The 19,517-nt window shown below is 64.5% G+C and carries 18 protein-coding genes and 3 tRNA genes; 18 read left to right on the top strand and 3 right to left on the bottom strand.

Features of this window, described 5'->3' with window-relative positions; all coding sequences use genetic code 11:
* Nucleotides 1-47: 47 nt before the first annotated feature.
* From ftsH to AC3WJE_RS04885, 16 genes are all read left to right on the top strand, one after another.
* Complete coding sequence (gene ftsH, locus AC3WJE_RS04960; protein WP_493729669.1) at nucleotides 48-1,982, top strand: ATP-dependent zinc metalloprotease FtsH; 1,935 nt, start codon at nucleotides 48-50, stop codon at nucleotides 1,980-1,982.
* Nucleotides 1,983-2,118: 136 nt separating this feature from the next.
* Nucleotides 2,119-2,298, top strand: coding sequence for a hypothetical protein (locus AC3WJE_RS04955; protein ID WP_493729668.1), 180 nt, complete (start codon nucleotides 2,119-2,121; stop codon nucleotides 2,296-2,298).
* Entirely contained in the window at nucleotides 2,298-3,194 is an 897-nt protein-coding gene (gene folP, locus AC3WJE_RS04950) for a dihydropteroate synthase (RefSeq protein ID WP_493729667.1), read from the top strand. Before AC3WJE_RS04955 ends, folP begins: the two co-directional genes overlap by 1 nt.
* 45 nt (nucleotides 3,195-3,239) lie before the next feature.
* Nucleotides 3,240-4,220 (top strand): tRNA (adenosine(37)-N6)-dimethylallyltransferase MiaA, encoded by a 981-nt coding sequence (gene miaA / locus AC3WJE_RS04945; protein WP_493729666.1) that lies wholly within the window; start codon nucleotides 3,240-3,242, stop codon nucleotides 4,218-4,220.
* Nucleotides 4,221-4,301: 81 nt separating this feature from the next.
* Nucleotides 4,302-4,583: an RNA chaperone Hfq gene (hfq, locus tag AC3WJE_RS04940; protein WP_493729665.1), complete on the top strand. Its 282-nt coding sequence runs from the start codon at nucleotides 4,302-4,304 to the stop codon at nucleotides 4,581-4,583.
* Nucleotides 4,584-4,597: 14 nt separating this feature from the next.
* Nucleotides 4,598-5,908 carry a ribosome rescue GTPase HflX gene (gene hflX / locus AC3WJE_RS04935; protein ID WP_493729664.1) on the top strand — a complete coding sequence of 437 codons (1,311 nt, stop codon included), beginning with the start codon at nucleotides 4,598-4,600 and terminating at the stop codon, nucleotides 5,906-5,908.
* Between the two features lie 162 nt (nucleotides 5,909-6,070).
* Complete coding sequence (locus tag AC3WJE_RS04930; RefSeq protein ID WP_493729663.1) at nucleotides 6,071-7,378, top strand: MFS family transporter; 1,308 nt, start codon at nucleotides 6,071-6,073, stop codon at nucleotides 7,376-7,378.
* Between the two features lie 106 nt (nucleotides 7,379-7,484).
* Entirely contained in the window at nucleotides 7,485-7,979 is a 495-nt protein-coding gene (locus AC3WJE_RS04925; protein WP_493729662.1) for a CinA family protein, read from the top strand.
* A gap of 34 nt (nucleotides 7,980-8,013) precedes the next feature.
* Entirely contained in the window at nucleotides 8,014-9,705 is a 1,692-nt protein-coding gene (gene ubiB, locus AC3WJE_RS04920) for a 2-polyprenylphenol 6-hydroxylase (protein ID WP_493729661.1), read from the top strand.
* A 137-nt stretch (nucleotides 9,706-9,842) separates the two neighbouring features.
* On the top strand, nucleotides 9,843-10,475 hold the full coding sequence (gene lexA / locus AC3WJE_RS04915; RefSeq protein WP_493729660.1) for a transcriptional repressor LexA: 633 nt from the start codon (nucleotides 9,843-9,845) through the stop codon (nucleotides 10,473-10,475).
* A 174-nt stretch (nucleotides 10,476-10,649) separates the two neighbouring features.
* Nucleotides 10,650-11,681, top strand: a complete 1,032-nt coding sequence (gene recA / locus AC3WJE_RS04910) for a recombinase RecA (RefSeq protein ID WP_493729659.1) — start codon at nucleotides 10,650-10,652, stop codon at nucleotides 11,679-11,681.
* Nucleotides 11,682-11,829: 148 nt separating this feature from the next.
* Nucleotides 11,830-12,201 (top strand): TfoX/Sxy family protein, encoded by a 372-nt coding sequence (locus AC3WJE_RS04905; protein ID WP_493729658.1) that lies wholly within the window; start codon nucleotides 11,830-11,832, stop codon nucleotides 12,199-12,201.
* Between the two features lie 10 nt (nucleotides 12,202-12,211).
* Nucleotides 12,212-12,757, top strand: coding sequence for a recombination regulator RecX (gene recX, locus AC3WJE_RS04900; protein ID WP_493729657.1), 546 nt, complete (start codon nucleotides 12,212-12,214; stop codon nucleotides 12,755-12,757).
* A 216-nt stretch (nucleotides 12,758-12,973) separates the two neighbouring features.
* Complete coding sequence (gene alaS / locus AC3WJE_RS04895) at nucleotides 12,974-15,622, top strand: alanine--tRNA ligase (RefSeq protein WP_493729656.1); 2,649 nt, start codon at nucleotides 12,974-12,976, stop codon at nucleotides 15,620-15,622.
* Nucleotides 15,623-15,762: 140 nt separating this feature from the next.
* Complete coding sequence (gene csrA / locus AC3WJE_RS04890) at nucleotides 15,763-15,966, top strand: carbon storage regulator CsrA (RefSeq protein ID WP_493729655.1); 204 nt, start codon at nucleotides 15,763-15,765, stop codon at nucleotides 15,964-15,966.
* An 86-nt stretch (nucleotides 15,967-16,052) separates the two neighbouring features.
* Nucleotides 16,053-16,145, top strand: a tRNA-Ser gene (locus AC3WJE_RS04885).
* 226 nt (nucleotides 16,146-16,371) lie between these two features.
* On the opposite strand, the gene AC3WJE_RS04880 is transcribed toward AC3WJE_RS04885, so the two are convergent.
* Nucleotides 16,372-17,076: a pirin family protein gene (locus tag AC3WJE_RS04880; protein ID WP_493729654.1), complete on the bottom strand. Its 705-nt coding sequence runs from the start codon at nucleotides 17,074-17,076 to the stop codon at nucleotides 16,372-16,374.
* A gap of 139 nt (nucleotides 17,077-17,215) precedes the next feature.
* On the opposite strand from AC3WJE_RS04880, the gene AC3WJE_RS04875 reads away from it, so the two are divergent.
* Entirely contained in the window at nucleotides 17,216-18,151 is a 936-nt protein-coding gene (locus AC3WJE_RS04875; RefSeq protein WP_493729653.1) for a LysR family transcriptional regulator, read from the top strand.
* Nucleotides 18,152-18,196: 45 nt separating this feature from the next.
* A complete protein-coding gene (locus AC3WJE_RS04870) occupies nucleotides 18,197-19,159 on the top strand; it encodes a DedA family protein/thiosulfate sulfurtransferase GlpE (RefSeq protein ID WP_493729652.1) in 963 nt (320 codons plus the stop codon).
* Between the two features lie 52 nt (nucleotides 19,160-19,211).
* Here the strand turns inward: AC3WJE_RS04870 and AC3WJE_RS04865 are convergent.
* Nucleotides 19,212-19,288: transfer RNA gene (locus AC3WJE_RS04865), tRNA-Arg, on the bottom strand.
* A gap of 64 nt (nucleotides 19,289-19,352) precedes the next feature.
* Nucleotides 19,353-19,429: transfer RNA gene (locus AC3WJE_RS04860), tRNA-Arg, on the bottom strand.
* Nucleotides 19,430-19,517 lie beyond the last annotated feature (88 nt).

Raw genomic sequence — 19,517 nt, 5'->3', positions numbered from 1 at the left:
ATGATCCTTAGAAAAACGAGAGAAGAGGGACACCGGAGCCAATGAGGATGAACGACTTGACCAAGAATCTGCTGCTGTGGGTGGTCGTCGCCGTCGTGCTGATGGTGGTGTTCCAGAGCTTCTCGCCGCGCATGGCGGCCGGGACCGGAAACGACTCGATCAGCTATACCCAGTTCCTGGAAGACGTGGACAACGGCCGGGTCAAGTCGGTGGATTTCACCGATGAGAGCGGGTTTGCGGTCAACGCCATCCGCTTCAAGCGCAACGACGGCAGCGAAGGCACGGTCTACGGCCCGCGCGACGACAAGCTGGTCGACGTGCTGTATGCCAAGAAGGTCGAGATGACCCGCGCCAAGCCGGCCAGCGGCCCGAGCTTCTGGTCGATCGTGCTGAACTTCCTGCCGGTCATCCTGATCATCGGCTTCTGGCTGTTCATCATGCGCCAGATGCAGGGCGGTGGCGGCGGTGCCAAGGGCGCGATGTCGTTCGGCAAGTCACGCGCCAAGCTGCAGGGCGAAGACCAGATCAAGGTCACCTTCGCTGACGTGGCCGGCTGCGACGAGGCCAAGGAAGAGGTCGGCGAGCTGGTCGACTTCCTGCGCGATCCGTCCAAGTTCACCAAGCTCGGCGGCAAGATCCCGCGCGGCATCCTGATGGTCGGCCAGCCGGGTACCGGCAAGACGCTGCTGGCCAAGGCCATCGCCGGCGAGGCCAAGGTGCCGTTCTTCTCGATCTCCGGCTCGGACTTCGTCGAAATGTTCGTCGGCGTCGGCGCCAGCCGCGTGCGCGACATGTTCGAGCAGGCCAAGAAGCATGCGCCGTGCATCATCTTCATCGACGAAATCGATGCGGTCGGTCGTCATCGTGGTGCCGGTCTGGGCGGCGGTCATGACGAGCGCGAGCAGACCCTGAACCAGTTGCTGGTCGAAATGGACGGCTTCGAGGGGGGCGAGGGCGTGATCGTGATCGCCGCGACCAACCGTCCGGACGTACTGGATCCGGCGCTGCTGCGCCCGGGTCGTTTCGATCGTCAGGTCGTGGTCGGCCTGCCGGACGTGAGGGGCCGCGAGCAGATCCTGCGCGTGCACATGCGCAAGCTGCCGCTGGCCGACGACGTCGAGCCGATGGTGATTGCACGCGGTACCCCGGGCTTCTCCGGTGCCGATCTGGCCAACCTCTGCAACGAGGCTGCCCTGTTCGCCGCGCGTGGCAACGAGAAGGAGGTCCGCATGGACCACTTCGATCGTGCCCGCGACAAGATCCTGATGGGCGCCGAGCGCCGTTCGATGGCAATGAGCGAGGAGGAGAAGACCCTCACCGCCTACCACGAGGCCGGTCATGCCATCGTCGGTCGTCTGGTGCCCGAGCACGACCCGGTCTACAAGGTCACGATCATTCCGCGCGGTCGTGCGCTGGGCGTGACGATGTACCTGCCGGAAGGCGACAAGTATTCGATGAACCGGGTCGCGATCGAGTCGCAGTTGTGCTCGCTGTATGGTGGCCGCGTCGCCGAGGAGCTGATCTTCGGTGAGGACAAGGTCACCACGGGTGCCTCCAACGACATCGAGCGGGCCACCAAGATGGCGCGCAACATGGTCACCAAGTGGGGCCTGTCCGACGAAATGGGCCCGGTGGCCTACGGTGAGCAGGAGGACGAGGTGTTCCTTGGCCGCTCGGTGACCCAGCACAAGAACGTCTCCGACGAGACCGCGCGCAAGATCGACGAGGTCGTGCGCTCGATCCTGGACAGGGCCTACGCCCGCACCAAGGAAATCCTCACCGAGAACCTGGACAAGCTGCATTCGATGTCCAAGCTGCTGCTCGAGTACGAGACCATCGACGTGCCGCAGATCGACGCGATCATGGAAGGCCGCGAGCCGCCGCCGCCGATGGGCTGGAACAAGACCGGCAAGGACGGTGGCAACGACAAGGGCAACCCGCGTCCGCTGCCACCGATCACCGGCCCGGCCGAGCAGACCTGAGTCTGCGGGTCGAGCAGGAACGCAAGGGCGCGCAGTCAAATGCGCGCCCTTCGCTTTTGGGGAAAGGGTTTCACCGCCGATTAGGCAATCCGACGCCACTCGGCGAAAATATGCCGAGACGTATCACGAGGTCGCCATGTCGCCGCCGTCCACCGGAACGCCGTCCTACACGCTGGAAATCATCATCGGCACCTGCGTGGGTGCGACCGTTGGGCTGCTGGCCGACAATCTGATACTCGGTACCGGCGTGGGTATCGCGCTGGGTTGCCTGTTGAGCGTGATCAAGGTGATCCGCATGCAGAAGAAGGACAAGTGATGTTCGATACCCGGCCGGTGCTGGACTGTGGTGGGCGCGTCCTGGCGCTGGATCGCCCGCAGGTGATGGGCATCGTCAACGTGACGCCGGATTCGTTCTCCGACGGTGGGCGCCACGACAGCGTGGAGGCCGCGGTCGCACATGGCCTGCAGCTGGTGGAAGAGGGCGCGGCGATCCTGGACATCGGCGGCGAATCGACCCGGCCCGGTGCCGAGCCGGTCACGATTGAAGAAGAACTGCGCCGGGTGCTGCCAGTGATCGAGCGACTGGCGGCGCAGACGGCGGTCCCGATCAGCATCGACACGTTCAAGCCGGAGGTGATGCGTGCGGCGGTTGCCGCCGGTGCCGGCATGATCAACGACATCGGCGCGCTGGGTGCGCCTGGCGCGTTGGAGGCTGCAGCGGAGCTGCGCGTCCCGGTGGTGCTGATGCACATGCAGGGCGAGCCGCGCTCGATGCAGGCCGCGCCACATTACGACGACGTGGTGGCCGAGGTGCACCGGTTTCTGGCCGAGCGCATCTTCGCCGCCGAGATGGCCGGTATCGACAAGCGCCGGATCGTGGTCGATCCGGGCTTCGGTTTCGGCAAGACCACGGCGCACAACATGCAGCTGTTGGCCGAGTTGGAGCGGTTCGCAGGTTTCGGTCTGCCGATCCTGGCCGGTTTGTCGCGCAAGCGCAGCATCGGCGAATTGACCGGTCGCGAAGTGCCGGCCGAGCGTGTGCATGGCTCGGTGGCGGCGCATCTGATCGCCGCTCAGGGCGGCGCCAGGATCCTGCGCGTGCACGACGTTGCCGCCACCGTGGATGCGCTGAAGATACTGGCGGCGCTCCCGCCGAAGACGGCGACTGCGCCGTCGCCGTCTGCCGGCATTCGCTGGCCCGACGACGAATGATCGCGCCGACGGCACGGAACTGACGGCATCCACGCGCAACCCGGCATGCACGACACGCGTCCCCTCGCCATCGCTTTGATGGGGCCAACCGCCAGCGGCAAGACCGCGGCGGCGTTGGAGCTTGCGCAACGCTGGAATGGCGAGATCGTCAGTGTCGATTCCGCGCTGGTGTATCGCGGCCTGGACATCGGTGCAGCCAAGCCGGATGCGGCGATGCTGGCAGCGGTGCCGCATCACCTGATCAATGTCTGTGATCCCTGGTGTCCTTATTCGGCCGCAGACTTCGCCCGCGATGCGCGCGCCGCGATCGACGACATCGTGGCGCGCGGACGCCTGCCGATTCTGGCGGGCGGCACCGGCTTGTACTTTCGCTCGCTGCTGACCGGGCTGTCGCAGATGCCGCAGGCCGATCCGGCGGTACGCGCGCAACTGGCGACCGAGGCCGCCGAGCGTGGCTGGTCGGCGCTGCATGCCGAACTGGCAACGATCGATCCGGTTGCCGCCGCACGCATCCATGCGACAGATCCGCAACGTATCCAGCGTGCGCTGGAGGTCTATCGGTTGAGCGGGCGTCCGATCAGCACCTGGCAGGCAATGCCACCACCACCGCGCCTGCCGCTGCGAGTGCTCAAGCTGGTGTTGGCGCCGCGTGAACGCGCGGTCTTGCATGCGCGGATCGAGCGCCGCTTCGACCTGATGCTGGCGGAGGGATTCCTTGACGAGGTACAGGCGCTGCGGGCCTTGCCGGAGATGGTGCGGGTCACGCAACCGCTCGACCTGCCGGCGGTACGCGCGGTCGGCTATCGGCAGGCCTGGGAGCACCTCGATGGACGCTTCAGCGCAGCCGAGTTTCGCGAGCGTGCGATCCAGGCCACGCGCCAGCTCGCCAAGCGTCAGATGACCTGGCTGCGTGGAGAACTGGACGCACGCTGGTTCGATCCGGAAGGTGACGCCGGTCGCTTGAAGTCGTCGATTGCGACATTCCTTGCCGCCGGCGTCACTGCCAGCCGACCGCCACCCGTGTAACATCCGGGGTCCGGAAGCCGGCTGGGGAAAGCAGGTGTCGACCGGAACCCAATAAGAACAATCAATAATCGGGAGTCTTCGATGTCCAAGGGACAGTCTTTGCAGGATCCTTTCCTGAACGCACTGCGTCGTGAGCGCGTTCCGGTATCCGTGTACCTGGTCAACGGCATCAAGCTGCAGGGCACGATCGAGTCGTTCGACCAGTTCGTGGTCCTGCTGCGCAACACCGTCAGCCAGATGGTCTACAAGCACGCCATTTCCACCGTGGTGCCGGCGCGCAATGTGCGCGTGGGGCCGGGTGGCGGCTATGTGCAGTCCGGTGCTGATGGCTCCGTGCAGGATGAAAGCGACGACGTTGAGTGAGATGGGAGTGATGCGTGTTTGACCGTTCGCGCAAGGGCGAGCACGCGCTGTTGATCCAGCCCCACGCCGGGCCGGTCGAGGAAGACGTGCTGGAGGAGTTTGCCGACCTGGCACGTTCGGCCGGCGCGAGCGTGGCCGCTACCCTGACCGCGCGTATCGACCGGCCGAATCCGTCCACGCTGATCGGCAGCGGCAAGCTGGAAGAGGTCAAGGCTGCAGCCGACGCCACCGGCGCCGACCTGATACTGGTGAACCATCAGCTCTCGCCGGTGCAGGAGCGCAACCTGGAGCGGTACCTGGGGCGGCGCGTGATCGACCGCACCGGGCTGATCCTGGACATCTTCGCCCAGCGCGCACGCAGCCATGAAGGCAAGCTGCAGGTCGAGCTGGCGCAATTGCGCCATATGGCCACGCGACTGGTGCGTGGCTGGACCCACCTGGAGCGCCAGCGCGGTGGTTCGATCGGCCTGCGTGGCCCGGGTGAAACCCAGCTCGAAACCGACCGCCGCCTGTTGCAGAAGCGGGTCGAGCAGTTGCAGAAGCGGTTGGAGAAAGTCGAGGTGCAGCGCACCCAGATGCGCCGTGCACGCGTGCGCAGCGAGCTGCCGCGGGTGGCGCTGGTCGGCTATACCAATGCCGGCAAGTCGACACTGTTCAACGCGCTGACCGGCGCGGAGGCCTACGCCGCCGACCAACTGTTCGCCACGCTGGACCCGACCGTGCGCCGTATCGCGCTGCCCGGCGGTCATGTGGTGCTGGCCGATACCGTCGGCTTCGTGCGCGATCTGCCGCATGAACTGGTGGCCGCGTTCCGATCGACCCTGTCGGAAGCGCGCGAGGCGGACATGCTGCTGCACATCGTCGATGCGGCCGATCCGTTGCGCGAGGACCGCATCCGCCAGGTCGACGAAGTGTTGCAGGCGGTCGGTGCCGGCGATCTGCCGCAGTTGCTGGTGTTCAACAAGATCGACCGCATCGAAGGTGCCGAAGTACGTCACGACGCGCAGGACGGCGTCCCGGACGAGGCGCGCCGCGAGCGGGTCTGGATCTCCGCCCGCAATGGCGAAGGCCTGGAACTGCTGCGCGATGTGCTCGCCCGGCGTCTCAACCTGCAGCACGTGCAGGGCACGCTGCGGCTGTCACCTTCGGCCGGTCGGCTGCGCTCGCGGCTGCATGCGCTGGACGTGGTGCGTGGCGAGCAGGCCGACGAGCAGGGCTGGCTGATCGAGGTGGACCTGCCGATGGCCGAGGCAGAACGTCTGGCGGCGGGCCGTGATGGTGAACCGATCCGTGCCTTGCTGCCGCACGCAGAGGATGAATGGTAGGCGTGTCAGGGAGTTGCCGCGCCCGTCAGACCAAAGTGTTAATCCGGTTGGGTGTACATGAAGGAAGGGTGCGCGGAGCATGCGGCCCATGCAGTGCATCCGTCTTACCCGTCCGGTGACCGCTTCCCGCGCATATCCCCGGACACCACGGAGTCCTTTCCCATGTCAGACCAGCAGACTGCCGCGCTTCCCCAATACACCGCCCAGGAAAAACGCCATCGGGTGTTCTCGATCATGGCGGCATCCTCGGGCAACCTGGTGGAGTGGTTCGATTTCTACGTCTACGCGTTCTGCGCGATCTACTTCGCCGGCGAGTTCTTTCCCAAGAGCGATCCCACCGCGCAGTTGCTGAATACCGCCGGCGTGTTCGCCGCCGGGTTCCTGATGCGCCCGATCGGGGGCTGGCTGTTCGGACGCGTCGCCGATCGCTACGGGCGCAAGTCATCGATGCTGATCTCGGTGACGATGATGTGCGCCGGCTCGCTGATGATCGCCTGCCTGCCGACCTACGCCGCGATCGGCGCGCTCGCACCGGTGCTGCTGCTGGCTGCGCGCCTGCTGCAGGGCTTGTCGGTCGGCGGCGAATACGGCACCACCGCGACTTACATGAGTGAGGTAGCGCTGCGCGGTCAACGCGGCTTCTTCTCCTCGTTCCAGTACGTGACGCTGATCGGTGGCCAGCTTCTGGCCGTGCTGGTGATCGTGCTGATCGAAGCGCTGCTGTCCGAACAGGAGATCCGTGCCTGGGGCTGGCGGGTGCCGTTCGTGATCGGTGCGCTCGCGGCAGTGGTGTCGGTGCTGCTGCGGCGTACGCTCAGCGAGACCCAGAGCGCAGATGTGCGCAAGGACAAGGACGCCGGCTCGATCAGTGCGCTGTTCCGCGATCACAAGGCAGCGTTCTTCACCGTGCTTGGTTACACCGCAGGCGGTTCGCTGATCTTCTATACCTTCACCACCTACATGCAGAAATTTCTGGTCAACACGGTGCACCTGCCGATCAAGACCGCGAGTTTCGTGATGACCGGTGCGCTGTTCTTGTACATGTGCATGCAGCCGGTGTTCGGGATGCTGTCCGACCGCATCGGTCGGCGCAACAACATGCTGCTGTTCGGCGCGCTCGGTGCGCTGCTGACGGTGCCGATCCTGACCACGCTGCAGCACGTCACCAGTCCGGTCATTGCCTTCGTGCTGATCGTGGTGGCGCTGACGATCGTCAGCTTCTACACCTCGATCAGCGGCATCGTGAAGGCCGAGATGTTCCCGCCGCAGGTGCGCGCGCTCGGCGTGGGCCTGGCCTACGCGGTCGGCAACGCGATCTTCGGCGGGTCGGCCGAGTACGTGGCGCTGGGCTTGAAGCAGCTGGGTTATGAACCTGCATTCTTCTGGTATGTCACGGTGATGATGGTGGTGGCGTTCCTGGTCAGCCTGCGCCTGCCGAAACAGGCGGCGTACCTGCATCACGACCATTGATGCATGAATGCCGGGGCGTATGAGCGCCGCCCCGGCCTGCGATGCGGCGCAGACAGGGCTCCCGAATTCGGTTACAAACAGGCCTGATCCACAGGCCTGTCGTCTCATGCCCATTCCTTCCGATTCCGAACTGCGCGAGCTTTCCGAGGCGCTGGGTGCGCAACTGCTGGAGCGGCGTGAGCATCTGGTGACGGCCGAAAGTTGCACCGGCGGCTGGATCGCCAAGGCGATGACCGATGTTGCCGGTTCCTCGGCATGGTTCGACTGCGGCATGGCGGCCTACAGCTACGAGGCCAAGCAGGCGCTGCTCGGCGTGCGCCCGCAGACGCTGGAAACACATGGCGCGGTCAGTCGCGAGACGGTGATCGAGATGGTGTCCGGTGCGCTGGCCAATTCAGGCGCGAGCATCGCGGTGGCGGTCACCGGCATCGCCGGTCCGGGCGGTGGCAGTATCGACAAGCCGGTCGGTACGGTCTGGATCGGTTGGAAGCACCGTGGTGGTTACGCCGGCGCGGCAACGTTCCATTTCGACGGTGACCGCGACGCGGTACGTCGGCAGACGGTCGCCGCGGCATTGCGCGGACTGAGCGCGTTGTTGTGAGTACACATACGCCGCTCCCGTCACGGAGGACGTCATGCGCGGCATGATGTGGGATGCACTCGGGACCGTGCGCGACCTGGGGCGTCTGCAGGAGATTGCCTCGGTCCTGATTCGCTACGGTTTTGGCGATGTCGTGCGCCGCATCGGCATGGCCGATGTGCTCGAACGGACAGGGCGGCTGCTGCACTGGCACAACGCCGAGGGAATGCTGCGCATGTCGGCGGCGGTGCGGGTGCGGCGCGCGATGGAGGAACTCGGACCGACCTTCGTCAAGCTGGGTCAGGTGCTGGCCACGCGCGTGGACCTGTTGCCGCCGGAGTGGACCGACGAGCTTTCCGAGCTGCAGAACGCAGTGCCCGCGCTGCCGTTCGAGCAGATCCGCGACCAGCTTCTGGCCGATCTGGGCGTACCGCCGGAGCAGGTGTTCGCACGCTTCGACGAGCGGCCGCTGGCGGCGGCTTCTTTGGCGCAGACCCACCGGGCGTGGCTGCACGATGGCAGCCCGGTGGTGCTCAAGGTGCGTCGACCCGGCATCCGCGACGTGGTCGAGGCCGACCTGCGCCTGCTGGCGCGGCTGGCCGAGATCGTCGAGGCGCGCGCGCCGGATCTGCAGCGCTACCGGCCGAAGGAAGTGGTCCATCAGTTCACCGTGTCCTTGCGACGCGAGCTGGATTTCGCTGCCGAGTGCCGCAATGCTGAGCGCATTGCCGCCAATTTCGCCGGAAACGGCGATGTCCTGATTCCTGCGGTGCATTGGCAGTGGACCTGCGAAAGCCTCAACGTGCAGGACTTTGTCGATGGCATCCCCGGGCGCGACCTGGCGGCGGTGGATGCGGCCGGGCTCGACCGCGTACGGCTGGCCCAGCTCGGCGCCGGCATCGTGCTGAAGATGGTGCTGGAAGACGGCTGTTTTCATGCCGATCCGCACCCCGGCAACATCTTCTACATGCGTGATGGCCGGATATGCATGATCGACTTCGGCATGGTTGGTCGTATCTCCGAGCAGCGGCGCCAGCAGGTCGCGCAGCTGCTGTACGGCATGGTCGAGCACGATGCCGAGATCGTGGTCGATGTGCTGCTGGAATGGGCGGCCGGTGGACTCGAAGTGGACGAGATGCGGCTGCAGCAGGAGATCGGCACCTTCGTGGACCAGTACCGTGGCGTGCCGCTGAAGGAGCTGCGGATCGGCTCGATGCTGGGCGATGTCACTGCGATCCTGCGCGAGCACGCACTGACCCTGCCGGCAGACCTGGCGCTGATGATCAAGACGTTCCTCAGCCTGGAGGGGATGGGTCGACAGCTCGATCCCGACTTCGACATGGCCAGCGCGGCGCGCCCGTTCCTGCAGCGGGCGCTGCTGCAGCGTTTCGGGCCGAAGCAGGTGTTGCGACGCGGCCGGCGCACCCTGAGCGGCGCCATCGACCTGATCGGCGATCTGCCGCGTGATCTCAAACGCTTGTTGCAGGCGGCCCGTCGTGGGCGGTTGCAGCTGCATGTGGAAACGCAGTCGCTCAAGGCGTTCGGTGCACAGATCAATCGCGCCGCCAACCGGCTGACGATGGGGATAGTGACCGCTGCGCTGCTGATCGGTTCGTCGATCGTGATGAACAGCGTCGGCGGCATTTCCAGCCGCTGGCTGCTGGTGATCGGCGTGACCGGCTTTCTTGGTGCCGCGCTATGCGGCATCTGGATACTGGTCTCGATCTGGCGCAGCGGCAGGGACTGACCTGACTCCCGCAGGGGCGGCTTCAGCCGCGATGAGGCTTTACCGGGAAAGCCCCATCGCGGCTGAAGCCGCTCCTACGAAGAGCCGGCATCGATTGCTGCTTGCAGTGGCTTCAATTAGTAGTAATACTACTAACCATGGACCTGACCGATACCCAGCAGGCGATTCTGGCCATGATCGCCGAGCGCATCGAATCCGACGGCGTGCCGCCGTCGCAGACCGAAATCGCCCGCGCCTTCGGCTTCAAGGGGGTGCGCGCCGCGCAGTACCACCTGGAGGCGCTGGAGCAGGCAGGCGCGATCCGGCGTGTGCCTGGGCAGGCGCGCGGTATCCGACTGGTCGCTGCCGCGACAGCGGCGAACGAGCCGGTCGCGGCACGTGACGACGTCCTGCGCTTGCCGGTGCTGGGCCGGGTCGCTGCCGGCCTGCCTATCGGCGCCGACATCGGTTCGGACGACTTCCTGGTACTGGATCGGGTGCTGTTCTCGCCTTCGCCGGATTACCTGCTCAAGGTGCAGGGCGACTCGATGCGCGACGAGGGCATCTTCGACGGCGACCTGATCGGCGTGCACCGTACCCGTGACGCCCATTCCGGGCAGATCGTGGTGGCGCGGATCGATGAGGAAATCACCGTCAAGTTGCTGAAGATCGGCAAGGACCGCATCCGCCTGCTGCCGCGCAATCCGGACTACGCCCCGATCGAGGTGCTGCCGGACCAGGATTTCGCGATCGAGGGCTTGTACTGCGGCCTGCTGAGGCCGAACCGGTGAGCGCGCCATCTGATGTCGATATGCGTGGTTTTCTCACGCGATCGACCGGTGTGTCCTGCTGCCGGGCAGGTTCGACCGCACTTAATTTTGAGGGCATCGCAGACAGTCTCAGCTTCTGCGATACACCGACGCTAGATTGATCCCACTCCAAATTCACTGACGAGGAACCACCCGATGGACGAGAACAAGAAGCGCGCCCTTTCCGCCGCCCTGGGCCAGATCGAGAAGCAGTTCGGCAAGGGCTCGGTGATGCGCATGGGCGATCGCGTCGTCGAAGCGGTCGAGGTGATTCCGACCGGCTCGCTGATGCTGGACATCGCGCTGGGCATCGGCGGCCTGCCCAAGGGCCGGGTGGTGGAAATCTATGGCCCGGAATCCTCGGGCAAGACCACGCTGACCCTGCAGGCGATCGCCGAGTGCCAGAAGAAGGGGGGTACCGCAGCCTTCATCGACGCCGAGCACGCACTCGACCCGATCTACGCTGCCAAGCTCGGCGTCAACGTCGACGATCTGCTGCTGTCGCAGCCGGATACCGGCGAGCAGGCGCTGGAGATCACCGACATGCTGGTGCGCTCGGGCTCGGTCGATATCGTGGTCATCGACTCGGTGGCGGCATTGACCCCGAAGGCCGAAATCGAAGGCGAGATGGGCGATCAGCTGCCGGGTCTGCAGGCGCGTCTGATGAGCCAGGCGCTGCGCAAGCTGACCGGCAACATCAAGCGTTCCAACACCTTGGTGGTCTTCATCAACCAGCTGCGCATGAAGATCGGCGTGATGATGCCGGGCCAGAGCCCGGAAGTGACCACCGGTGGCAACGCGCTGAAGTTCTACGCCTCGGTGCGCCTGGATATCCGTCGCATCGGCTCGATCAAGAAGGGCGACGAGATCATCGGCAACCAGACCAAGATCAAGGTGGTCAAGAACAAGCTGGCGCCCCCGTTCAAGCAGGTCGTCACCGAGATCCTGTACGGCGAAGGCATCAGCCGCGAGGGTGAGCTGATCGACATGGGCGTGGAAGCCAAGCTCGTGGAGAAGGCGGGTGCCTGGTACAGCTACGGCGACGAGCGCATCGGCCAGGGCAAGGACAACGCCCGCGGCTACCTGCGCGACAACCCGCAGGTGGCGGCCAAGCTCGAGGCCGAACTGCGCGACAAGTTCCAGCCCGCCGAGGCCGCGCGTGAGGAAGACGACGGCAAGGATGACTGAGTTCCATTGAGTCTTCTGCTCCGGGCGGGGAATGCTGTCAGTGGCGTTCCTCGTCCGGGGCAACTTTTGAATGCTGACCAGGAGGGCAGGTGCCAAGGATGGCGCACCTCTGGGCCGGACCGGCTCGGCATTGTCGTGAGGGGCCGTGATGGCGACGGATCAGGGTTTCATCGAGTATGTGCTCGAACAAGCGGGCCTGCCGGAGAGGCTGACGCACCGGAAGATGTTCGGTGAGTACGGTTTTTATTGCGATGGGAAGTTCGTAGCCATAGCTGCCGACAACACGCTCTTCCTCAAACCGACCGAAGCCGGCCGCAAGCTGTTGCCCCAGGCGCTCGAGGGCCGGCCGTATCCTGAGGCCAAGCTCTGGTTCGTGATCGACGAGGCCCTGGATGAGCCTGGTCTATTGCGCCGCCTGATGATGGTCACCGCTGCCGAGCTGCCGGTGCCGAAACCCCCAGCGTCGAAACCCAAGACTGGACCGAGCAAACGATCCGGTTCCGCTCCGAAGCGCAAGTAATGAAGCGCAAATGATGCCGAGCGGCCTTCCCTGTATTGACGATCTTGGTATTGACGATCTTGCAATGACCCACAAGCCGAATCGCAAATCCAGACCGGAGCCCACGCCACTTCAGCGTGCCCTGGGGCTGCTGGTCCGGCGCGAACATTCACGCAAGGAACTGACCCGCAAACTGCTTGCGCGGGGTGTCGAGGCCGAAGCGGCTTCTGCCGCGGTCGAGCGCCTGGCCGGAGAGGGGTGGCAGGACGATGTCCGCTTCGCCGAGTTGCTGGTGCGCAGTCGCGCGGCCACCGGATACGGGCCGCTGCACATCCGCGCCGAGCTGGGCACCCATGGCCTGGATAGCGAGGCGGTAGCGGCTGCGCTGGCAGGGTTCGACGGAGACTGGAGCCGGAACGCCCGCGATCTGGTCTGCCGTCGCTTCGGCGAGTCTGGTCCGGTCGATCTGGCCCAGCGGCGCAAAGCCGCTGATTTGCTGGCGCGCCGTGGCTTCGATGGCGATTGCATCCGTACCGCGACCCGCTTTGATCCGGGAGATGCCGAGATGCTCGAGTGAGTGGCTGGCTCAGTGGGGGCGCCAAGGCTCGAGTTGTGATCTGCGCCAGATAGACCTGGCCGTTCACGCGGTGCTGGTTGGCAGTTTTCGGAGGACCTAAACGCGTCCATGGGACTGAACAGGCAAGGCCTGATACCCTTGGCGGTTAGGTTGTTCCGATTTCGCGCTCCCGCCGGGAGTGCCGTCGCTTCGGCGATGCCGCCTACTGCCAGTCTCATGAACGCACCCGCCAAATTCACCACTTCTCAGATCCGCAGCGACTTCCTTGAGTTCTTCAAGGGCAAGGGCCATACCATCGTGCCGTCGGCGCCACTGGTGCCGGGCAACGACCCGACCCTGCTGTTCACCAATTCCGGCATGGTGCAGTTCAAGGACGTGTTCCTGGGCGCAGAAAAGCGCAGCTACGTGCGCGTGGCGGACGTCCAGCGCTGCCTGCGTGCCGGCGGCAAGCACAACGACCTGGATCAGGTCGGCTACACCGCCCGCCACCACACCTTCTTCGAGATGCTGGGCAACTGGTCGTTCGGCGATTACTTCAAGAAGGAAGCGATTGCCTGGGCCTGGGAGCTGTTGACCCAGGTCTGGAAACTGCCGGCCGAGCGCTTGCTGGTCACGGTGTATCACACCGATGACGAGGCGTACGCGCTGTGGCGCGACATGATCGGCGTGCCGGCCGAGTGCATCGTGCGCATCGGAGACAACAAGGGCGCGCCGTACGCTTCGGATAACTTCTGGCAGATGGCCGACACCGGTCCATGTGGTCCATGCACCGAGATCTTCTACGACCATGGCGACCACATCGCCGGTGGTCCTCCAGGCTCGCCGGACGAGGATGGTGATCGTTTCATCGAAATCTGGAACCTGGTGTTCATGCAGTTCGATCGCCAGCCCGACGGCACCCTGATGCCGCTACCGGCGCCGTGCGTGGATACGGGCATGGGTCTGGAGCGTCTGGCGGCGATCCTGCAGCACGTGCACAGCAACTACGAGATCGACCTGTTCGCAGTGTTGGTCCGCAAGGCGGCCGAGCTGACCGGTACCTCCGATCTGGAGAACAAGTCGTTGCGCGTGATCGCCGATCACATCCGCGCCTGCTCGTTCCTGATCGTCGACGGCGTGCTGCCTTCCAACGAGGGGCGCGGCTATGTGTTGCGCCGGATCATCCGCCGCGCCCTGCGACACGGCTGGATGCTCGGCGTGCGCCAGCCGTTCTTCAGCAAGATGGTGCCGACGCTGGTTGGGCTGATGGGCGAGGCCTACCCGGAGCTGCCGGCCGCAGCCGACACGGTGGAGCGTGCGCTCCTGGCCGAGGAGGAGCGCTTTGCCGAGACGCTAGACGCCGGCATGAAGATCTTCGACGACGTGGCCGCCAAGGTCACCGACGGCATGATCCCCGGTGCTGATGCGTTCCGTCTGTACGACACCTACGGCTTCCCGGTCGATCTCACCGCGGACATCGCGCGCGAACGTGGCATGAGCGTGGACATGGCGGGCTTCGATGCCGCCATGGAACGCCAGCGCGAGACCGCGCGTGCGGCGGGCAAGTTCGGCGGTGGCGTACAGCTGCCGGCCGAACTGGTCTCGACATTGTCGCCGACGGTGTTCCTGGGATATGACCTGCTGCAGGTCGACGGTCAGAAGATCGTGGCGCTGTTGCGCGATGGTCGGCCCGTGGAATCGGCATCGGCGGGGGATGACGTCATCGTGTTCACCGACCGCACGCCGTTCTATGCCGAATCCGGTGGTCAGGTTGGTGATACCGGCACTCTGGTGGCGACAGGCGTGCATCTGGACGTGGCCGACACGCAGAAGTTCGCCGGACAGTTCCACGGCCATGTCGGTCGCATTGCGCAGGGCGCGCTGAAGATCGGCGACGTGCTGTCAGGCAGCGTCAATGGCAGTCGGCGCGGCACGATCGTGCTCAATCACTCGGCTACCCACCTATTGCATGGCGCGCTGCGCGATCTGCTGGGTACCCACGTGGCGCAGAAGGGCTCGCTGGTCGCACCGGATCGCCTGCGCTTTGATTTCTCGCACTTCCAGCCGGTGGCGGCTGCTGATCTCGCCGAGGTCGAGCGCAGAGTCAACGACGAGGTGCGCGCGAACCACGCCGTGGTCATCCAGCAGATGGACATGCAGGCCGCGCTCGATGCCGGTGCAATGGCACTGTTCGGCGAGAAGTACGGTGAGCGCGTGCGCGTGGTGACGATGGGCGAATCGGTCGAGCTGTGTGGCGGTACCCACGTCGGCCGCACCGGCGATATCGGCCTGTTCAAGATCGTTTCCGAAGGTGGCGTGTCCTCGGGCGTGCGCCGCATCGAGGCGGTGACCGGGCAGGGCGCCCTGGATCATGTGGTTGCCGAGGAACAGTGCCTGCATGAGGCTGCAGGCCTGCTGGGCGGCAACGCGACGGATGTGGTCGACAAGATTCGTCAGCTCGGCGAGCGCCAGAAGAAGCTGGAGCGCGAGCTGGAAGCGCTGAAGGCCAAGTTGGCCTCCGGTGCTACCGTTGATCTGGCGGGTTCGGCTGTCGATGTTGCCGGAGTGAAGGTATTGGCGACGCGGCTGGAAGGCTTCGATGCCAAGGCGCTGCGCGAGGCGGTTGATCGTCTCAAGCAGCAGTTGCCGGATCTGGTGGTCGTGCTGGCCGGTGCAGTCGACGGCAAGATCGCCCTGGTTGCTGGCGTGAATGGCAGCCCAACAGGCAAGGTCAAGGCGGGGGAACTCCTCGCCCATGTCGCCAGTCAGATCGGGGGCAAGGGCGGCGGCCGCCCGGATCTCGCCCAGGGTGGTGGCGAGGACGGGCCCGCCCTTGCCCCGACCCTCGCCGGGGTCGCTGAGTGGGTCAAGCAGCATCTCCCCTGAATGTTTTGCCCGCCGTGCCTTGAAGGGCGGTGGGTGATGCCGTTAACATTTCTGATCTTTTTCCCTTACTGTGGGGTGCTCCGTCTGGAGTGCCGAAGCTGGCGGGAAAGTCCCCTGCCAGTTCCTGGAGAACTACTACCATGTTGATCCTGACCCGCCGTGTCGGCGAAACCTTGATGATTGGCGATTCGGTGACGGTGACCGTGCTCGGCGTCAAAGGTAACCAGGTGCGTATCGGCATCACTGCGCCGAAGGATGTCGCGGTGCATCGCGAAGAGATTTACCAGCGCATCCAGCGCGGCGAAGAGCCGACATCGCATGGTGCGGGCCACAGCGAGGAATAATCTTTGCGATGAGGGTTTACGTTAGCCCTCATTAACCGGTATTCTTCGCACCCCGCAGCGATCATCGCGACGGGGACGGAAATTCCGGAGTGATGCCCGAGCGGCTGAAGGGGCTCCCCTGCTAAGGGAGTATAGGGTCAAAAGCTCTATCGAGGGTTCGAATCCCTCTCACTCCGCCAAAATCGAAACGCTCGTAACTCAGTGAGTTGCGGGCGTTTTTGTTTGTGGCGCCGATGGATTTTGCTCTGGGGATCCGGGGTATTGCTCGGCGCTGCGGTAATGGCATGTGCCAGCAGGAGTGGCGAGGTGGCAAGTGGCGCATGATGAATCTCTACTTGCTTCTGCTGGATACAAACAACCCGCCGAAAGGCGGGTTGTCTGCTTTGGCGCGGTATCAGGTGCCGGTCACTGCAGTGGCAGATCGAACAGCAGGATTTCCGCGTCCTTGCCATCGGACAGGATGATGCTGTCTTCCTCCACGATCTGCGCGGCGTCGCCTTGCTGCAGTGGCTGTCCGTTGATGACGAGGCTGCCGCGTGCGACCTGTACGTAGGCGGCGCGTCCTTTGGCCAGGCGATGTTCGAGATGCTGCTCGCCATCCAGGATCGAGGCGAAGATGCGTGTGTCCTGATGGATCGCAAGCGAGCCGTCGGCCGCGTCCGGGGAGGCGATCAGGCGCAGTTGGTTGCGCTTGCTCTCGGGTGTGAAGTTCTTTTCCTCGTAGCTCGGCTCGATGCCGTTGCGCTCCGGGAACAGCCAGATCTGCAGGAAGTGCACCGGCTCTTCGTGGGAGTGGTTGAACTCGCTGTGCGTCACGCCGCTGCCGGCGCTCATGCGCTGGACGTCGCCGTAATGCAGCACCGAGCCGGTACCCATGCTGTCCTTGTGTTCGAGCGCGCCGGACAGGACGTAGGAGACGATCTCCATGTCGCGATGGCCGTGCGTACCGAAGCCCTCGGACGGCTGCACGCGGTCCTCGTTGATCACCCGCAGTGGGCCGAAGCCCATGTGGTGGGGATCGTGGTAATGCGCGAACGAGAACGTGTGGCGCGAGGACAGCCAGCCGTGTTCGGCATGGCCTCGGGTGTTGCTCTTGCGAACTTGCAGCATGTCGGTCTCCTTTCGATTCTATCGATGATTTCCCTCGGGGCCCTGTTTGCCTTGTCCCTTTGGATTGGGCGTAGTCTCGCGGCTTTTTTATGATTGAAAAAGCGAGTAGATTCGAGCGATACAATCGAAAAATTCGAACATGAAGATCAGCCTGGAAGCGCTGCAGATCCTGGATGCGATCGACCGGCGGGGTTCGTTCGCGGGCGCTGCGAAACTGCTGTTCAAAGTGCCTTCCACGATTTCCTACACGGTCGCCAAGCTGGAGGAGGATCTTGGCGTGCAGTTGTTCGAACGCTCCGGTCCCAAGGCGTGGCCAACCGAGGCCGGACGGGAGTTGTTGCGTGAGGGGCGTCATCTGCTGCAGGCGGCGCAGGAGCTCGAACAGCGCGTGCGACGTGTTGCTTCGGGTTGGGAGGCCGATCTGGGGATCGCGGTCGATTCGGTGTTTCCGGGATGGTTGCTGGAGCCGGACATTCGTACCTTTTGCGGCACCGCGCCGAACACGCGCTTGCGCCTGCAGCGCGACGCGCTGTCTGGCGCCTGGGAGGCGTTGCTGGATCGGCGTGCGGATCTGGTGATTGCGGCCGGTGAGGGGCCGAGTGGCGCGGGCTATGTCGCCGAGCCGCTGGGCAAGGTGGGTTTCGTGTTCGCGGTTGCGCCGAGTCATCCGTTGGCTGCGCTTGGCAAGGTGTCCTCCGCTGACCTGGCGATGCATCGCGCCATCGCGGTGGGGGACACGGCGCGTCGTCTGTTGCCGCGGACCGTGGGGCTGCTGTCCGAGCGTGACGTGCTGACGGTGGCCGACATGCATGACAAGTACCTGTTCCAGCTCTCGGGACTGGGCTACGGCTTCCTTCCTGTGCCGTACGCGGAAGCGGCGATCAAGGAGGGGCGATTGGTAGCGGTGCAGGTGGAGGAGCGCAAGCCGGAGGAAACGTTCTATCTCGCCTGGCGGATCGAGGAAGAGGGCAAGGCGCTGGCCTGGTGGCGTCAGCGCCTGCGGCGCAAGGGGCTGCTCGACGAGTGGCAACAGCGTATCGCGGCAACGTACCGTTCCGTCGGTTCCATCGCGTAAGGCGGGATAATCCGCAACGGTTACTTGGGGTGGTGGAGTCGGGCAATGCAGGCGCTGCTGGAGCAATACGGGCTGGTGCTGGTGTTCGTGAACGTGCTGGCGTTGTCGCTGGGACTGCCGGTGCCGGCGATGCCGACGCTGATCGTGGTCGGTGCGGGATTCGCGTTGCAGGACGGTGTGACGGGTTGGTTCGGCTGCCTTGCGGTATTGGCGGTGTCCATCGCGGCCAGTCTGTTGGGTGATCTGGTCTGGTACGGCGCCGGGCGTCGCTATGGTGCTTCGACGCTGAGCTCGCTGTGTCGGCTGTCGTTGTCGCGCGACAGCTGCATGAAGAAGACGGAGCGCTTCTATGGTCGCTGGGGTGTGCGGGTGCTGGCGATCGCCAAGTTCGTGCCGGGACTGTCGATGGTGTCCGTACCGATGGCGGGTGCAATGCGGGTAGGCCTGCCTGCGTTCCTTCGTTACGACGCGCTTGGTGCGGCGTTGTGGGCGTTGGCCGGTGTGGCGCTGGGCGTGCTGTTTCGTGGGCAGATCGAGCGGGCGACCGATGTGCTGGTCGAGCTTGGTTCCGGTGCGGTGATCGTGGTGATCGTGCTGCTGGCGATCTACATCGGTTGGCGTGGCTGGCGTCGTCATGTGCTGCGGCGTTCGCTGGAGAAATCCAGGATCGAGGTGGACGAGCTGTATGCCGCGCTTGAAGGGCAGGATGCGCCGGTCGTACTCGATATCCGTGCGCCGGGTTATCGCGAGCTGGAGCCTTACACGATCCCGGGTGCGGTGTTTGCGGACGAGCGCCGTCTCGACGAGATCCTTGCGGCGTACCCGGTTGAACGAGGCATCGTGATCTTCTGCGCGTGCCCGGATGAGGTGTCGGCGGCTTGGCTTGCAGCGCGACTGCGTGAGCATCGCTATCGTGATGTGCGGCCCCTGCGCGGTGGCCTGGCGGCATGGCAGGAAGCGGGCTACGAGGTTGAGCTGCTGGCCGTGAAGGCCACTCAAGCCGCATAAAAAACAAGCCACATAAAAAAACGACCTGCGTTGCCGTAGGTCGTTTCGAATTTGGTGCGCCCGGAGAGATTCGAACTCCCGACCGCCTGGTTCGTAGCCAGGTACTCTATCCAACTGAGCTACGGGCGCATTTTTTTACTGCTTTGAAGCAAAAAGACAGCACTGGATGCTGTCTCTTTAGTTTTCCTGATGATGGTGCGCCCGGAGAGATTCGAACTCCCGACCGCCTGGTTCGTAGCCAGGTACTCTATCCAACTGAGCTACGGGCGCGTCAACAGGAGCGGAATTATGCGGATGTGAACGGCGGGCGTCAACCTTTTGTGGCGAATGGATGGTTCATCTGCCGGAGGTTATCGAG

This window comes from Pseudomonas sp. GW821-FHT07E12 (genome assembly GCF_058986605.1).
Note: the sequence above shows the minus strand (reverse complement) of the source record. Positions and strands in the feature narration are given on the sequence as shown.

What these genes read in the sequence shown, in the direction of transcription:
- AC3WJE_RS04925 (WP_493729662.1), top strand. Translation starts at nt 7,485, where the DNA reads ATGCCCATTCCTTCCGATTCCGAACTGCGCGAGCTTTCCGAGGCGCTG.
- AC3WJE_RS04875 (WP_493729653.1), top strand. Translation starts at nt 17,216, where the DNA reads ATGAAGATCAGCCTGGAAGCGCTGCAGATCCTGGATGCGATCGACCGG.
- csrA (WP_493729655.1), top strand. Translation starts at nt 15,763, where the DNA reads ATGTTGATCCTGACCCGCCGTGTCGGCGAAACCTTGATGATTGGCGAT.
- ftsH (WP_493729669.1), top strand. Translation starts at nt 48, where the DNA reads ATGAACGACTTGACCAAGAATCTGCTGCTGTGGGTGGTCGTCGCCGTC.
- ubiB (WP_493729661.1), top strand. Translation starts at nt 8,014, where the DNA reads ATGCGCGGCATGATGTGGGATGCACTCGGGACCGTGCGCGACCTGGGG.
- miaA (WP_493729666.1), top strand. Translation starts at nt 3,240, where the DNA reads ATGCACGACACGCGTCCCCTCGCCATCGCTTTGATGGGGCCAACCGCC.
- hfq (WP_493729665.1), top strand. Translation starts at nt 4,302, where the DNA reads ATGTCCAAGGGACAGTCTTTGCAGGATCCTTTCCTGAACGCACTGCGT.
- recA (WP_493729659.1), top strand. Translation starts at nt 10,650, where the DNA reads ATGGACGAGAACAAGAAGCGCGCCCTTTCCGCCGCCCTGGGCCAGATC.
- AC3WJE_RS04880 (WP_493729654.1), bottom strand. Translation starts at nt 17,076, where the DNA reads ATGCTGCAAGTTCGCAAGAGCAACACCCGAGGCCATGCCGAACACGGC.
- AC3WJE_RS04930 (WP_493729663.1), top strand. Translation starts at nt 6,071, where the DNA reads ATGTCAGACCAGCAGACTGCCGCGCTTCCCCAATACACCGCCCAGGAA.
- AC3WJE_RS04870 (WP_493729652.1), top strand. Translation starts at nt 18,197, where the DNA reads ATGCAGGCGCTGCTGGAGCAATACGGGCTGGTGCTGGTGTTCGTGAAC.
- AC3WJE_RS04905 (WP_493729658.1), top strand. Translation starts at nt 11,830, where the DNA reads ATGGCGACGGATCAGGGTTTCATCGAGTATGTGCTCGAACAAGCGGGC.
- folP (WP_493729667.1), top strand. Translation starts at nt 2,298, where the DNA reads ATGTTCGATACCCGGCCGGTGCTGGACTGTGGTGGGCGCGTCCTGGCG.
- alaS (WP_493729656.1), top strand. Translation starts at nt 12,974, where the DNA reads ATGAACGCACCCGCCAAATTCACCACTTCTCAGATCCGCAGCGACTTC.
- lexA (WP_493729660.1), top strand. Translation starts at nt 9,843, where the DNA reads ATGGACCTGACCGATACCCAGCAGGCGATTCTGGCCATGATCGCCGAG.
- AC3WJE_RS04955 (WP_493729668.1), top strand. Translation starts at nt 2,119, where the DNA reads ATGTCGCCGCCGTCCACCGGAACGCCGTCCTACACGCTGGAAATCATC.
- recX (WP_493729657.1), top strand. Translation starts at nt 12,212, where the DNA reads ATGATGCCGAGCGGCCTTCCCTGTATTGACGATCTTGGTATTGACGAT.